Origin of the sequence: Hymenobacter saemangeumensis (assembly GCF_039541835.1) — a bacterium.
In the GTDB taxonomy this organism is placed as follows: Bacteria; Bacteroidota; Bacteroidia; order Cytophagales; family Hymenobacteraceae; genus Hymenobacter; species Hymenobacter saemangeumensis.
The window spans coordinates 1-14,216 of record NZ_BAABGZ010000068.1; the positions used below are offsets into that span (position 1 = coordinate 1).

At 61.0% G+C, this 14,216-nt stretch carries 9 protein-coding genes; 5 read left to right on the forward strand and 4 right to left on the reverse strand.

Translation table 11 applies throughout. From position 1 onward, the window contains the following. Window positions 1–340: 340 nt before the first annotated feature. Complete coding sequence (locus ABD919_RS16170) at window positions 341–2,911, reverse strand: alpha-amylase family glycosyl hydrolase (protein WP_345237075.1); 2,571 nt, start codon at window positions 2,909–2,911, stop codon at window positions 341–343. A 504-nt stretch (window positions 2,912–3,415) separates the two neighbouring features. Between ABD919_RS16170 and ABD919_RS16175 the strand changes: the two genes are divergently transcribed. The 5 genes from ABD919_RS16175 (at window position 3,416) to ABD919_RS16195 (ending at window position 8,282) form a co-directional block, all read left to right on the forward strand. Further along, entirely contained in the window at window positions 3,416–4,294 is an 879-nt protein-coding gene (locus ABD919_RS16175; protein ID WP_345237076.1) for an alpha/beta hydrolase, read from the forward strand. A 48-nt stretch (window positions 4,295–4,342) separates the two neighbouring features. Beyond that, the gene (locus tag ABD919_RS16180; protein ID WP_345237077.1) at window positions 4,343–4,789 is read left to right on the forward strand and encodes a GNAT family N-acetyltransferase; all 447 of its coding nucleotides are present in this window, start codon (window positions 4,343–4,345) and stop codon (window positions 4,787–4,789) included. A gap of 272 nt (window positions 4,790–5,061) precedes the next feature. Continuing rightward, window positions 5,062–5,691, forward strand: coding sequence for a flavin reductase family protein (locus tag ABD919_RS16185; protein WP_345237078.1), 630 nt, complete (start codon window positions 5,062–5,064; stop codon window positions 5,689–5,691). Between the two features lie 127 nt (window positions 5,692–5,818). Further along, window positions 5,819–6,235, forward strand: a complete 417-nt coding sequence (locus tag ABD919_RS16190; protein WP_345237079.1) for a TerB family tellurite resistance protein — start codon at window positions 5,819–5,821, stop codon at window positions 6,233–6,235. A gap of 223 nt (window positions 6,236–6,458) precedes the next feature. Next, entirely contained in the window at window positions 6,459–8,282 is a 1,824-nt protein-coding gene (locus ABD919_RS16195; RefSeq protein ID WP_345237080.1) for an SWIM zinc finger family protein, read from the forward strand. A 50-nt stretch (window positions 8,283–8,332) separates the two neighbouring features. Here the strand turns inward: ABD919_RS16195 and ABD919_RS16200 are convergent, their stop codons facing one another. From ABD919_RS16200 to ABD919_RS16210, 3 genes are read right to left on the reverse strand one after another with little or no spacing between them, the layout of a single operon-like run. Continuing rightward, the gene (locus ABD919_RS16200; RefSeq protein ID WP_345237081.1) at window positions 8,333–8,893 is read right to left on the reverse strand and encodes a hypothetical protein; all 561 of its coding nucleotides are present in this window, start codon (window positions 8,891–8,893) and stop codon (window positions 8,333–8,335) included. Continuing rightward, window positions 8,890–10,293 (reverse strand): AAA family ATPase, encoded by a 1,404-nt coding sequence (locus ABD919_RS16205; RefSeq protein ID WP_345237082.1) that lies wholly within the window; start codon window positions 10,291–10,293, stop codon window positions 8,890–8,892. Before ABD919_RS16205 ends, ABD919_RS16200 begins: the two co-directional genes overlap by 4 nt. A 39-nt stretch (window positions 10,294–10,332) precedes the next feature. Beyond that, on the reverse strand, window positions 10,333–13,953 hold the full coding sequence (locus tag ABD919_RS16210) for a helicase C-terminal domain-containing protein (RefSeq protein WP_345237083.1): 3,621 nt from the start codon (window positions 13,951–13,953) through the stop codon (window positions 10,333–10,335). Window positions 13,954–14,216: the final 263 nt, after the last annotated feature.

Sequence of the window (14,216 nt, forward strand, 5' to 3'; positions counted from 1 at the left end):
ATGCACCGAAGCGCCAACTCGGGCGCTTGCCAAGTGGCTACTCAGCAATAGAACAATTTAAGCCGAGTTCTGCAACAGCCACGCTTGTTTTCCTAAACCGACAGCAAAGCCTAATAACCAAGTGCTAACAGGCTAATTCGAGTTTAAAAAACACGACTACGAATCAAAGCTTACGAAATGCTAAAAGCAGACGAGTTTACCATACTGTAAAAAGGTCTATGGATTAAGCTCTCCTACCATCAAACAAGAAGGCTCCGGCACAATGCCGGAGCCTTCTTGCTTTAACAAACATACCGGAAGTGACTCCCCCCTCTCCGCGGGAGAGGGGCCGGGGGTGAGGTTACCGCTCCACCACCAGCCGCTGCACCACGGTGGCCTTGCCGCTCTGTACCCGCACGAAGTAGGTGCCGGCGGCCCAGCCGCTGGTGTCCAGCGTGTGGCTGCTGCCGCTTACCGTGGCCGTGTGCACCACGCGGCCGGTGAGGTCGTAGGCTGTGAGCTGGCTTTGGGCGGCCGGGGCCTGCGCCAGGGCCAGGCGGGCCTGGCTGGCAGCGGGGTTGGGATAGAGTGAGAGGGCAAACGCCGGCTTGGCACTCGCCGCGCTGCTGGCCTGGGTCGATACCAGCTTCAGAATCCAGGTCTGGTTGCCGGCCAGGCTGGGCAGGGTGCTGCTCCAGCTGCTGAAGCCACCCTGGGAGTTGATGGTGACCGTGCCGGCGCTCTGGCCGGTGTACAGGTCGGTAACGCGGTAGGTGCCGGCTGCCAGGGTCGATACCGACAGGGACAGCACCGGGTTAGCAACCGCCGTGCTGCCCAGGTTGGCTACCGTAAGCACGGCTTCCTGCCCGAATACCCGGGCGTAGGCCAGCAGCGTGGCCGCCGTAGCCGTGGCGGGCAGGTAGTAGCCCTTGCGCAGCACCTCTTGGTTGTTGCGCAGCCGTATCAGGGTTTTGTAGTGGTTGAGCAGGGAGTTGGGGTCGGCGCTCATGGTGGCTACGTTGAACTGGGCGTAGTTGCTGTTCAGCGCCCGCCAGGGGTTGCCGGTGGTGAAGCCGCCCTGGCTACCGGCCGTCCACTGCATGGGGCGGCGCTTGTCTTCGTCGGGGCCGGTGCCGCTCATGCCCACTTCTTCGCCGTAGTAGAGAAAGGGCACGCCCGGCATGGTCAGGTACAGCGACGCGGCCTGCTTCATGCGGTCGACGTTGCCACCCAGCTCGTCCAGCACCCGGTTCTGGTCGTGGTTGGTCAGAAAGGTGGCGTACTGCAGGCGCGGGTACAGGTTGTTGACCAGCGTGAGCTGGTTGCGCAGGGCAATGGGGTTGCTCTGGCGCACACTGTTGAGAATGGCCGAGGCCAGGTCGAACTCAAAGCAGAGGTCGAGCCGGTCGTTCTGCACGTAGGGCACCACGCCCCGGGTGTTGGTCCAGGCTTCGCCGACCGACACTGCATTGGGGCTCACGGCTTTCAGCGAGTCGTGAAACTCCTCCAGCACGGCCAGGGTCTCGGGCGTGTCGGCCTGGGTGCTGCCGTTTTCCACGAGGTAGCGCACGGCATCAAGGCGGTAGCCATCTACGCCCTTGCGCAGCCAGAAGCGGCTGGCATCCCACATGGCGGCTTTCATATCGGGGTTGCGCCAGTTCAGGTCGGGCATGCCGCTCCAGAAGGCGCCGTAGAAGAAGCTGCCGTTTCGGGGGTGCCACACGGTTTGGCCCCAGCTGCCCAGGTAGCCGGGGTTGGTGGCCGACCAGATAAACCAGTTGCGGTAGGGGCTGGCCGGGTTCAGCGACTGCGTAAACCAGGGGTGCTGGCTGGACGTGTGGTTCAGCACCAAATCAATAATCACCTTGATGCCGCGGGCGTGGGCCGCTGCCAGGAAGGCCTCAAACTGGGCCATGCTGCCGAAGTCGGGCTCAGTGGCTTTATAGTTGGTCACGTCGTAGCCGTGGTAGCTCGGCGACTCCATCATGGGCATCAGCCAGATGCCGGTGATGCCCAGGTCGGTGGTAGTAGCCGGGTTGCCGTCGTTGAGGTAGTCGAGCTTCTGCGTCATGCCCACAAAGTCGCCCTGCCCATCGCCGTTGCTGTCGTAGAAGCTGCGCACGAATATTTCGTAGAACACGGCATCGTTCCACCAGTAGGTCGGGTAGCTGGTGCTGGGCACCCCGCTGCAGGCCGTGCAGCTGGCAAAGCACAGGGTCGGGGTGGTGTTAACAGCCGCGGTGGCGTCCACCGTCCGGGCCAATATGCCGGTGCCGTCGTTGGTGCCGCAGGCGGCGGGTACGGTTTCGGCCCCGGCCGCGGTGCTGCCGTTCACGAAGCGGTAGAGGAAGCGGCCGGGCGCAGGCAGGGAAATCTGCACTTCGTAGATGCCGTCGCGGTCGTCGTCGCGCAGCGGAATGGCCGTGGCATCCCAGTTGGCGCCGTAGCCGGCCAGGCTCTGGAAGTTGCCCACCACGTGCACGCCGCCCACGCCCACGGTTTGCCCGCTCATGTTCACGGCAAAGCGCAGCTGCGTGGCACAGCCCCCAAAGGCCGCGATGGGCAGGCGCAGGCCGGTGCCGCCCACGGTAGCCAGGCGGTTTACATTGCCGCCGCCGTCGTCCTGCCCGCAGCTCAGCGGCACCAGCTCGGCGCCGGCCCAGCTGTTGCCATTGATGAATTTGTAGAAGTACACGCCAGCCGGCACGTTCACCGTCAGCTCCCAGATGTTGTCGTTGTCGGGGTCGGCCAGGGCCGACGTGGCCGGGTTCCAGTTGGCCGGATAGCCGGCGGGAGCCTGAAAGGTGCCGGCCACATGCACGCCGCCAGGCCCGACGGTCTGACCCGTCATGTCGACCCGGAACGTGAGCTGCACGGCCTGGGCGCAGAACGCACTAAAAAGGAGAGTTAATACCAGTAAGGAAGTTCTCATAAACAAGAGGCTGATGCAGGGTACAAAGTACAACCGGCAAAGCTGCCCTTGGGCCGTAACGTTCCCGGACCATGCCCTCTATTTTCCTAATCAGATGCCTTTTTTACCGGCATCAGCACACTTCCTCCGGGAATAAACTGCTTTCGCAACCCATTTCAATCGTTCCCGGAAATTGCCCGGCGTCCGAGCTTCTTTCCCTGCGTAATGGCGCAAAAAAATTCTTTACACCACCTTCGGAATCGGCCTTTCTTAAAGCGTCTTCGGAGCCCGTGGATTTGTAGCGTGGACTCTGCGAGTCCGCGCGTACGAACGTTCATGCGCGCTTGCTTGCGCAGGGGGCTTAGTGGCCTGCCGCTTTCTTTGCACCACGCCCCTGCCCTTGCCCGACGGGTATACTTGCCGCTTCATTTGCTCACTCTTGCGCGTAAAAGCGAATCCACCACTTATTCTTCACATCGGGCAGGCTGCCGGGCAGTAGTCCATCCCGATAGTTAGCCTCACGCCATGCCCTTTTATCGTCTGCTTGTACTCACCCTGCTTTGCACCTTCGCCAGCACGGCCCGGGCTGCCAAAGTTGATACTCTGACTATTGCCAGTGCCGCCATGCAGCGCAGCTACCGCGCGGCGGTGGTGGTGCCGGCCTCTTATGCCAGGAACAAGAAAGCTGCCTATCCGGTGCTTTACCTGCTGCACGGCGCCTTTGGTCACTTTTCCGACTGGCTGGCCAAAACGCCCGACCCGCAGCTGCTGCACCGCCTGGCCGACCAGCACAACCTCATTTTTGTGCTGCCCGAGGGCGAAACCTTCAGCTTCTACCTCAACAGCCCGGTAAACCCCGGCAGTCAGTTCGAAACCTACCTGACCCGGGAGATTATCCCGCGCATCGACCAGACCTACCGCACCGTGCGCGACCCCAAAGGGCGGCTTATTGCCGGCTTGTCGATGGGCGGGCACGGCGCCCTGTACCTGGCCGCCCGCCACCCCGACCTGTACGGAGCCGCCGGCAGCATGAGCGGCGCCCTCGACCTTTCGTCCCTCAACCGCAAGCTTTCCCCTACGGAAGCGGCCGAACGCCGCAAGTTGTTTGAGCCCGTCTTGGGGCCCGAAGGTGCCAGCCCGGACCCGTATGCCGCCAACTCGGTGGTGAACCTGCTCGGACAGCTGCACCGCAACGCCCAGCCCCTGATAATCGACTGCGGCGTCGACGACTACCTGCTGGAGATAAACCGCGAAGTACACCGCCGCCTGCTCTACAACCACACGCCCCACGACTACACCGAGCGGCCCGGCGGCCACACCTGGGAGTACTGGCAAACGGCCCTGCCCTACCAGCTGCTGTTTTTTCAAAAGACATTGACTGCTAACAAGGTAGCCGTACCTTAAACACACATAACGATTTCATGCCGCTCCGATTGGTCATCGGATATGCCTATGCCTTTCTCCATTCACCAGCTTGGCCCCGCCGACCTGCAGTATGCGCAGGAGCTTATTGCCTTGTTTCAGACGGCCTTTGAGGAGGACGCTGCGCCGCTGCCACCGGCAAACTACCTTCATACCCTACTGGCCCGGCCTGACTTTCACGCCTTTGTAGCCCTCAACCAGAACCAAGTGCTTGGCGGCGTGACGGCGTATGAGCTGCCCATGTTTCAGCGACCGGTGAGTGAGATGTTTCTCTACGACATCGCAGTAGCTGAGCCGCAGCGAGCACGCGGTGTAGCGGCCGCCCTCATCGAGGCGCTGAAAGCATTATGCAGACAGCGCGGTATTGAGAGCTTATTTGTGGGAACGGAGACGGATAATGTCCCCGCCCTTCGCCTTTATAAAGCTACTGGCGGCGTGGCCGACGAGCACATTGCCTGGTTCAACTATTCTGTCTGACGAGTGGCAAGGTATTACCTGCCCTCAGTGTTTCAACCTCGGGAGCAGGCTCTCAACGTTGCCTGCTAATAATTACTATTCCACGTCAGATGCGCCTCAACTGAGTAGTTGCTTGCTGCATGGCCTGCTTCGCATGACGTTTTGCTACCAGCTACACAGCCTGGGGTTGCTCTGCCCTTTTGCTTTCTCGAACAAGCTGGTTGCCTGGTAGCCCAATGGCCGATATCCGCGCTGCCAGCTGAACATTCCCGTCTGTAGCTGGTCCTAAGCGCATGCACCACTTTACCGCCGCCGACATTCGTGCTTTCGAGCGCATCTTCCGTCTCAACCTCGTCAATGCCCTGCCGGGGTTCAAGCCGGCCAACCTTATCGGCACCGCGGCACCCGATGGCCGCAGCAACCTCGCCATCTTCAGCTCGGCCCTGCACCTGGGCTCCGACCCGCCCCTGCTGGGCATTGTGACACGGCCCACCACCGTGCCCCGCCATACCTACTCCAACCTGCAGGCCAGTGGCTGCTACACGCTCAACCATGTGCCGCACGAGCTGGCAGCCCAGGCCCACTATACCTCGGCCAACTTCCCGGCCGAAGTTTCGGAGTTCGAGGCCTGCGGCTTCACGGCCAGCTACCGCGACGGCTTTCCGGCGCCCTACGTGGCCGAAAGCCCAATAAGCATTGGCCTGCGCCTGCGCGAGCAGCTGCCCATATCCAACGGCACGGTGCTGCTGGTGGGGGCCGTAGAACACGTCTACCTTCCCGAAACCAGCCTGCGCGCCGACGGCACCCTGGATTTGGCGGCGCTGGGTACGGCGTGCATCTCCGGGCTCGATGGCTACCATCAAGTGCTGCCACCGCAACGCTTTGGCTATGCCCGGCCAGGCGAGAAGCCCAAACCTGTTTAGGACGGTTTGGAATGCTTGCGCGGTGCAGCGCACATTCCAGGTTTTTACCTACAACCTTCCCGGTAAGGTGTCGTTCAACGCTGGCAGCCTTCATAAAGGAGCTGCCCGCACCCAACCTTACCCAGCCATGTCGGAAGCCCGTTCCATCGAAACCGTACTCAACACCCAGCAAAAGAAGCTGGCCTTCTTCCAAAACCTGATTCTGATTGCCGCTGCCGATGGCCAGCTCAGCAACGACGAAGGTGATTTCCTGCTTGAGATTGGCAACAAGCTGGGCCTGAAATCGGAGGAAGTACAGCCTATTGCCGACAACCTCGGCGTGCTCAGCTTTATCGTGCCGGCCGATGGGCTGCAACGTACCATGGAGCTGCAAACCCTGGTGCAGATGATGCTGCAGGATGGCCACATCGACGCCCGTGAGTACGGCCTGTGCATGGAGTACGCCAACCGCATCGGCTTCAGCAAGTCCATCCTCGACGACATGGTGTCGCAGCTGGCCGGCCGCCGGCCCAATCCTTATCCGAATCCGCCTACGGTGAGCTAAGACTGGCAGCTGTCTGTTGTCAGGCCTTTCGTATCCAAACGACTACTTTAGAGCGGTTTCGCCGTCAGTGTACGCCGCCCAGCAGCACGGACTTGTATTCCGCGCGTTCCCCAATTTGGGCACACCCGCGGACTACAAGTCCGTGCTACGTACAACCACCCCGAAACGGCTCTGGAGCTGCGTCGTAGCCTGCACCTGGTTGGCATATGATATTATTGCGGACATGTTCACCCGCCAAACCCTGCGCCGCCTCGCTACCAACAAGATTTTTGCCCGGGGCGAAGAGCTTTGGGCGGCTGGCACCGTAAAAAAGCTGGAACGTACCGCCCCTACCCGCTTCGCGGCCCGCGTACGCGGCACCTACAGCTACCAGACCCTGGCTTGGCTAGCCTCCGGCGAAGTCGAGTTCAGCTGCGACTGCCCCTACGAGTTTGAGGGCATCTGCAAGCACGCAGTAGCCCTGGGACTGGCCATTCTCGACACCTACGCCGACTCGCTGGGAAACCTAACCACCACAATGCCGCCGGAGGCCGGCAGCTTAACTCCAGCCCTCGCTGCCGCCTGGGCCGTCTGCTCCGACGCCGACAAGCTCCGCTTCCTGGAACAGGCCCTGGCCAAGAGCGACGACCTGGCCCGGCAGTTTCTGGCGTATGGGGCCGCCCCAGCCACCCAGTCGGTTCGCAGCGAAAGTGAAGATGGGCTCGACACGCTGGCCGAGCGCCTGACCGATACGCTTAGTGCCCTCGATTTTGGCGAAGAGCTCTGGGAGCGGCACGATGCCTACAATACCTACGACGAAGGCGATGTCCTGCTCACCAGTGCCTTGGCCGACGTCGACGATGCCCTGGCGCCTTTCATAGCCGAGCTGCTGGTACTGGCGCGCGGCGGACAGCTCACCCGGGCCTTGCGCTACTGGGCCACGGCCTGCGCCGCTGTCTACCAGGTAGAAGAGCCGGCCAGCGACGAGTACAGCTTATTCGACGACTATGGAGAAGACCTGCTGCGCCAGTGGCACGAGCAGCTGCAGGGCGCCGGCTGGCCCAACGTGCTGCTCGCCGCGGTGCTCCCGCCCGCCGAGCTCAAAGCAGCCCTGAAGTGGCTGGGCGACTACCTCACTAAGCCACCCGCCCAGTGGCCCGAATTCGAAGCCAGCTGGCTGCCCCTGCTGCTGGCCCTGGCTGCCGACACGGCCGCCGCGCCCCTGCTCACCAAGGCCCTGTCCAAAGCCCCGCTAAGTCCGGAAACCCGCGCCCGCCTTACGCTGCAAACCGCTCGCACTATCCCCGACGACGCGGCCTGGACCGAAGCCGCTGAAACCCTGCTGCCCACCGATGCCGGCGTGGCCCAGCAGCTGCTGTACTTCTACCTCAGCCAGGCCGACCGCCCTGCCCTGCTCCGCGCGGCCAGCTCTGCCTTCACCACCTGGCCCGACCGGTTCGGCGACTTCATCCTCAACACCTTCACCCCCGCCCAAGCGCCCGACCTGTACCGCGCCGCCCTGCGCCACCGCGCCCTGGCCAACCACAGCCTGCCTGACTTCGAGCAGCTGCGCCCCCTGCTCAAGCCCGATGCCATAACCGGCTTCGTGCAGCACGCCGCCAGCCGGGCCGCCACCACCCACCACGGCGTGGCCTTTGCCGCGGCCCTGCTGGCCCGCGAAGGCCTTACCAACGCCCTGCGCGACTTCGTGCTAGGCCTGGAATGGACCCGCATCCACCCGCCCCAGCACGCCGAGCTGGCCCTGCAGCACCTGGCCGAAACCGACCCAACGTCCCTGATGCTGGCGCTTGAAACCCGCCTGCCGGCCTACCTCAACGGCCGCGCCAATGCCAAGCGCGGGCATGTCCTTTACGAGCAGCTGGCCCGCTGGCTGGCCGTGGTTCGCCATGCCGCGCCCCGCCTAACCGAGCCCGCTCTCCGCCTGGCCCAGCAGCTGCGCGAAGACTACCCCACCCTCTACGGCCTGCGCGACGCCCTGCGGCAAGTGGACTTACTGCCCACGGATACCGCAGTGCCTAAAAAGCAGGCTGGGCGGCGCGGGCGCTAGGCCAGGCTGCGGCCCTTGTTTTCGCCAGGTAAAAGCTAAGCGTAGGACGGTTAGTTAAAATCCGGGTGGCTACGGTGAGGGCGCCGGCCAATCTTACGCTTCGTCTGAGGCTTCGCACCTGTGGCTATCCACTCCGCACATTCATCGGCGAGACGCATAGGACTTGCCCACATAATTTTTCGCAATAGTGAAACGGTCAACGAGGCCTGATAGAAATGAAAATAAGCGGCTTCGTCTTTTGATACTACACGTAAGCCAGTAGCCAAGGCTGCCTCTAGCAGGTGGCAATCCTTCAGCATTATAGTACGTTCAGCAGGAGGTAGAGGCAGGTTATCCAACGCTCCGGCTATTCCCGTTGCTGATTCATCCAAGTCACGTAAGTATCCTCTTGACTTCATACCCTGCAGCCAGCTTAGGGAAAACCGGGAGGCATGCTTGTCCCATTCTGCTTTCATGCTTGGAGTGCGAACCAACTCGTGTCCAGCCTGACGCACTGCTTCCAATACCTCTCGGCAACGAATAGCTAAATCATTTTCACGCCCAGAAGCTGCGTGCATGATGTCAGCATCAATAATCAGTTGTTGCTGCCGGGTTTTTACCGCTGGGCTCATACAGCTGTTGAGTCTGATGTACGCTTGGGCTGTCGTCTAGTTGCCGCATCCAAGTATTCCCTTTGCGCCTTCATCTCCACGTCGCCGAAATCCTCCGGCCACTCCCCATAGGACCCATCCTCGTCGGGCTGCTTATACTCCACTTGCGTAGCACCCTTCGCATCCCGCGCAAACCAGTGCAGGCCCACGTCGGTGTTCTTAATCTTATTCTCCGCAATCAGCGTCTGCACCGTCAGCAGCAGCAGGCTGCTGTGCGTTTCCACAATCACCCGCACGCCCCGGTTGGCCGCCTCCGCCAGCAGTTCCGCCATCACTACCTGCGCCCGCGGGTGCAAGTGAAGCTCCGGCTGCTCCACGTACACAATCTGGCCTTCCTGCGCTGCGATGAGAGCCACCAGTATCGGCAGCACCTGCGACACACCGATGCCTACATCGGCGATGTTTACCATGTCGGATTTCTTCTCAAACGTTTTAGGCTTTTCACGAAGACCCGCGGGTAATCGGCTTACTTTTAATTCAATTTCATTAGCATTTTTCTCCTTAGCTACAATGACATCGGTTAAATCAAGGCGGCGTAAGTTTTTATTCAAAGTTGCTAACAAAGACGTTTCTTTTTGTATACGCCATTGATTGATAGTTCCTGCAGCATACAAATCGAATGTGCCTTTTATTTGGCCTTGAAAAAAGGTAGCAGGATAACTTCTACTTGGTGCACCACGCAAACCGGGAATGTGCATTATCTGTGATAAGCAGGCTCTCAATGGCTGCGAATCAGAGAGCACCCCAACTACCTGTCCCTCTTTGTTATTGATTAGAACACTAAGAAAACCATTAGCACCTTCTACTACTGTGCCTTCTAAGCTACTAAATACTTTTTCTCTGTGTGGCGCGGCCTTTATTAAATCCCTGTAAACGTCACCCCAGACCGAATCAGGTTTTAATAGTGCCTTGTCTTCAAGATTGGCTCCAGATGAAGTTTCCTGTTGTATTAGCTTGAAATTACCTTTATCAACTTGATAAGCTAGTTCAAAAGCAACTGGCTGACTATCATAAGGCAGAATATTAATGCCAATTGTTTTTACAAACACAGGTGAATTCTGGCTGGTTATCTTACTCACCAACTCCCCCGCCGTTTCCGCCTGTACGTGCGCCCCACTCAGCACCAGCGCCCCGGCCGGCTGATAAGGCGCCTCCATCGTCTGCTTTATCAGCAGCAGCGGCTGCATGATGCTCGATTTTCCCGAGCTGTTCGTCCCCGCCAGTAGCGTCAGCGGCCGCACGTGTAGCGTGGCATCTACTAACGACTTGTATCCCTTCACCTGAATCTGCTCGATGAGCATGTAGGGCGGGCGGTTTGGAGCAGATGCGGGCGCAGAAGTTGTAACGGTCTTTTTAGCCATGCGGCAAAGTACGGGGGCAGCAGTTTAATAAGGTACTCGCTAAATGGTATCAGGTACCAGAGCTGCCAGCTTCTTCGCAGTCAACTCACGGGATTCGACGAAATCCGTTTTCAGGCCCGGTATGAGCACCAGAACTTCCTTTGTCAGATGCTGACACAGGGCTTCGGCTGAGCTTAAACTTACGAAAGGCGAAATGTGCACCTCACTCAGCAAGTGGTGGTAAAAGTCCTGGTTAGCCCGCGCATCCAGCATTACCAACGCGCCACGGTCGCCGGCGCGGCGCACCAGGCGGCCGAATCCCTGCCGGAGCTTGAGGCGCGTATTCGGGTAATAAAACTGGTCCCAGAACGTCGCCTTCGGCTCGTGCAGCTTGCGGTGGCACACCAAAGGGTCGCCAAACGAAGGCATGGGCAGCCGCCACACCACCACCTGGGCCAGGGTGGGGCCGGCAAAATCCACGCCCGTCCACATACGCTCCACGCCCAGCAGCACCGACTGCTCGACGCGCCGGAAACGGCGGATTTGCCACTGGCTGGTGCCTTGCTGCACCAGCAGCTCGATGTCGTGCCGGGCCAGGTGGGGCCGCAGCCGCTCCGCCGCGTAGTCCATTTCCTCGCGGCTGGTGAACAGCACCAGCGTGCGCCCCCCAAAAGCCACCAGCAAAGGCAGCAGGGTTTTCAGCTGGGCCTGCCGCCATTGCTCTTTGCCGCGGCTGGTGGCCCCGCTGTCGAAAGCCGGCAGGTAGTGCGGCAATAGTCCGGCTACATACTCTGCCTTGGCGTCGAAATAATCAAACGCCGGCGCCAGGCACAGTTCTGCCTTAAAGTCCTTACTCAGGTTAAGCTGCTGCTGAAAATAGCGCGTGGATTTCTCCACGTAAATAGTGGCCGACGTAAAAAGCGTGACGCTGAACTGGTCGAAAAACGGCCGGGGCGCTACCCCGCCCTGATTGGGCGAGGTCATCAGCGGGCCTTCCAGGTAGGGCTGTAGGTTGTAGGGCGCCCGCCCCAGCCGCCACCCCAGAAAGCTGGCATCCTCCCCTTCCAAACGCTCCACCACGGGCACGTGCGCGGCCTTCCGACCCTCGGCCAGTAGGTGCGCCAGGGTTTGGGCCGCCTCCTCCACCATGCCGGCTATTTGGTTCAGCTGCCGGCGCAGGCGCAGGTCGGGCTGCTGGGCTTCAGCGGCCTCTTCGTCTTTCTCAATTTGCTGAAGCTGTAATGCCACCGGCACCGCGTCGCGCAGGCAGGCCAGGTGCTGCGCCGTAGCCGTTAAGGGCCCTTGCAGCGGCAGCAGGGCATCGCGCAGCTCCCAGTAGTAGCTACGAAAATGGGCCGGGCCCGTGGGCATTTCAAGCCGCACGCTATCCAGCCAGTGCGTTTCACGGCCCAGCGGAAAAGGTAACCGGGCCGCTTGCCCCTGACTACCCTGAAACTGCTGCCCAATAACCGGGAGCAGCTCTAGGCAATGCTGAATGGGTGCCCGCTGCTGCCGAATGGCCTGCAAAGCCCGCCAGGCCGCCCGGCGCGGCATTTGCGCCGCCTTGTGTTTTTCATAGGCCTCAAACGCGGCGTTTGCCGTGGCCTGGGCATCGACTGCAGCCGGGGTGTCGGCCATTATGTCGGCTACCTGCTGGTGCAAGGCATATCCACTCAGCAGCTCGTTTAAACGGGCTTCATCCCACTCTTCCAGCGCGGCTACGTCGTTTTCATCTTGTGGGGAGCCCAGCCTATCGAAGCCAGCTTCAACCCAAAGCTTTTTAAAGGCCCGGTCCAGCCGCTCCCTGGCCCGGCCTAGCAAGCCCAGGTCATCCAGCTGGTCGGTTGCATCGGCTTCATCTTCTTTTTGATACCGCCTTTTGGGGTAGCTCAGCGGCTTGCCTATCAGCTTATAAAAGGCTTCGCTCACCAGCTCGCGGGCATTCACCTCCGTAGCCATGGCGCTGCGGTAGTTGTCCGGAAACCGGTCGGCCTCGTCGATGATACAAATCCGCCCCTGACGTTCCAGCAGTCGCCGGGGCAGCACGGCCAGCTTGTGATGGTTGACCACCAGCAGGTGCGCCTGCTCGGCACACAGGCGGTGGGCCTCGTACACGCACACCGCAAAAACGTCGCGGGGGCCATTGTCGGCGTGGCGGCAGGCGCGGTCGGCCGCTACCCGGCTGCGCCATATGCTCAGCACCGAGCGCCACTGCTGGGGCAGGGTCAGGGCCGCTTCCACTGCCTGGGCGGTGTTTTCGATGTCGCCCTTGGTGTCGCGCAGCCGCAGGGCCAGGTACAGCCAGCTCAGCCCGTGCTGCCAGGAGGCCTCCGGGGCAAAGCACTCCTGAAACGCATCGGCCAGCGCATCGGCGCACAGGTAGCAGTTTTTGCCTTTTAGCATGGCTACCCGCACCGATTTATACCGCTCGTTAAGTTTGCCCTTAGGCCGTAGCAGCGTCGGCAATTCGCCATCCAGCATTTGCTCCTGGAGGTTTTTGGTGGAAGTGGCCACTACCACCAGCCCGTTGGAATGGCAACGCAGGTATTCCAGGGCCGGCACGAGGTAGCCAAAGGTTTTGCCGGTGCCGGTTCCTGCTTCCAGGGCATAAATACCGTTCTCGTTGATGGCCTGGGTTACAAAGCGGGCGTAGGCCTGCTGGGCTGGCCGGGGCTGCCAGGCAGCGGTTTTATCCCCGCTTTTGCGAGCCGAATCAGCCACGGCAACGGCCAGCTCGGCAAAGGCGCGGGTGACTTCGCCCTCATCCACCCGCCCGGCAGACGGCGGCTCGGCCGCCGGGCCACCGGCGCCGGGCAAGCCTTCCTGTTCTTTGCGCCACCGCTGCAGCCACCAGGCCAGCACCTGCTTAAACTCTCTGGCCCCGGGGGCTTCGGGACCGGGCAGGGCAGCCGGGTGCGTCAGGGGCGGTAATGGTTTATCCACCAGCAGGGAACTGGGGGCTGGGTCGCAGCAAGTCGGCTGTTGCGCCAGCAAAGCCAACAGCCGAAACGGCCGCAGCCGCAGCCGGGCGCCGGGCTGCCCTACGCATTTCTGAAGCAGCTCATGCACCGGCAGCCATTCCTGTGCCTTCCCATCTACCACCCGCCACGGCTCCGGCCGCAACACCGCGGCCAGCACCTGCCGCAAAGCCCGGCGCATGGTATGCAGCAAAAAGGGCAGCTGCGGCTTTCTGGCATCGTAGCCGCACTCGGCCTGCAGCGCCAAATCCGGCAACAGGACGGCCTCTTTTAAATCGTCGGCATCATCCAGCGTTTTGCCTGGCAGGAAAAAGGCCAGCAGCACGTCAAGGGCCACGCACACCGGCGTGCGGTCCATGCCGGCCAGCACCACGCCTTCCAGCCACTCCCGCTCCGGGGAGGGCTGCCCGGCCCGGTCCAGCACCAGCAGCGCGTCAAACGCTCCAAATGCCTGCTGGATTTCACCGGCCTGCTCCGCCCAGGTTGGAGCCGCTTTCGCCACGGTATTATCAAAGCCAATTGCCTCCCCAAACTGACCGGAAAACTTCCGCTCCGGGTTAATAATCCAGTCCTGCACCTGCCCACCTGCCGTTACCGGCAGCAGCCCTACGTGCACCAGCCCATGCGCTTGCTCCGACTGATAAGGCCCGGTAGATACCACATGGGCAATGGCTACCCGCACTACGGGAGCATTAGCAGGCATTTCCATAAAATCAGTGGCTTGCAGAAAAGTAGGAAGTTCAAATAAACGCACTTCGAGCAAAACTTCGCCTTTCCCGGCGGGGCATTTTCTATACTCCACTATCTTACAATATCCTTAGCCTCCCATCGTTCACCCCCGCAAATCAATCAACCACCATTAACCCCTTTTTCAGTTATGGCCAAAGCCACCAACGCCCTCACGCAAGGCATCTCCGGCAAAGTGTCCGGCCTTGTGTTCCGCCAGCACGCCAACGGCTCCGTGTC

Excerpts from the sequence above, each read along its gene's own strand:
- ABD919_RS16170 (WP_345237075.1), bottom strand. The coding sequence starts at position 2,911 with ATGAGAACTTCCTTACTGGTATTAACTCTCCTTTTTAGTGCGTTCTGC.
- ABD919_RS16175 (WP_345237076.1), top strand. The coding sequence starts at position 3,416 with ATGCCCTTTTATCGTCTGCTTGTACTCACCCTGCTTTGCACCTTCGCC.
- ABD919_RS16180 (WP_345237077.1), top strand. The coding sequence starts at position 4,343 with ATGCCTTTCTCCATTCACCAGCTTGGCCCCGCCGACCTGCAGTATGCG.
- ABD919_RS16185 (WP_345237078.1), top strand. The coding sequence starts at position 5,062 with ATGCACCACTTTACCGCCGCCGACATTCGTGCTTTCGAGCGCATCTTC.
- ABD919_RS16190 (WP_345237079.1), top strand. The coding sequence starts at position 5,819 with ATGTCGGAAGCCCGTTCCATCGAAACCGTACTCAACACCCAGCAAAAG.
- ABD919_RS16195 (WP_345237080.1), top strand. The coding sequence starts at position 6,459 with ATGTTCACCCGCCAAACCCTGCGCCGCCTCGCTACCAACAAGATTTTT.
- ABD919_RS16200 (WP_345237081.1), bottom strand. The coding sequence starts at position 8,893 with ATGAGCCCAGCGGTAAAAACCCGGCAGCAACAACTGATTATTGATGCT.
- ABD919_RS16205 (WP_345237082.1), bottom strand. The coding sequence starts at position 10,293 with ATGGCTAAAAAGACCGTTACAACTTCTGCGCCCGCATCTGCTCCAAAC.
- ABD919_RS16210 (WP_345237083.1), bottom strand. The coding sequence starts at position 13,953 with ATGCCTGCTAATGCTCCCGTAGTGCGGGTAGCCATTGCCCATGTGGTA.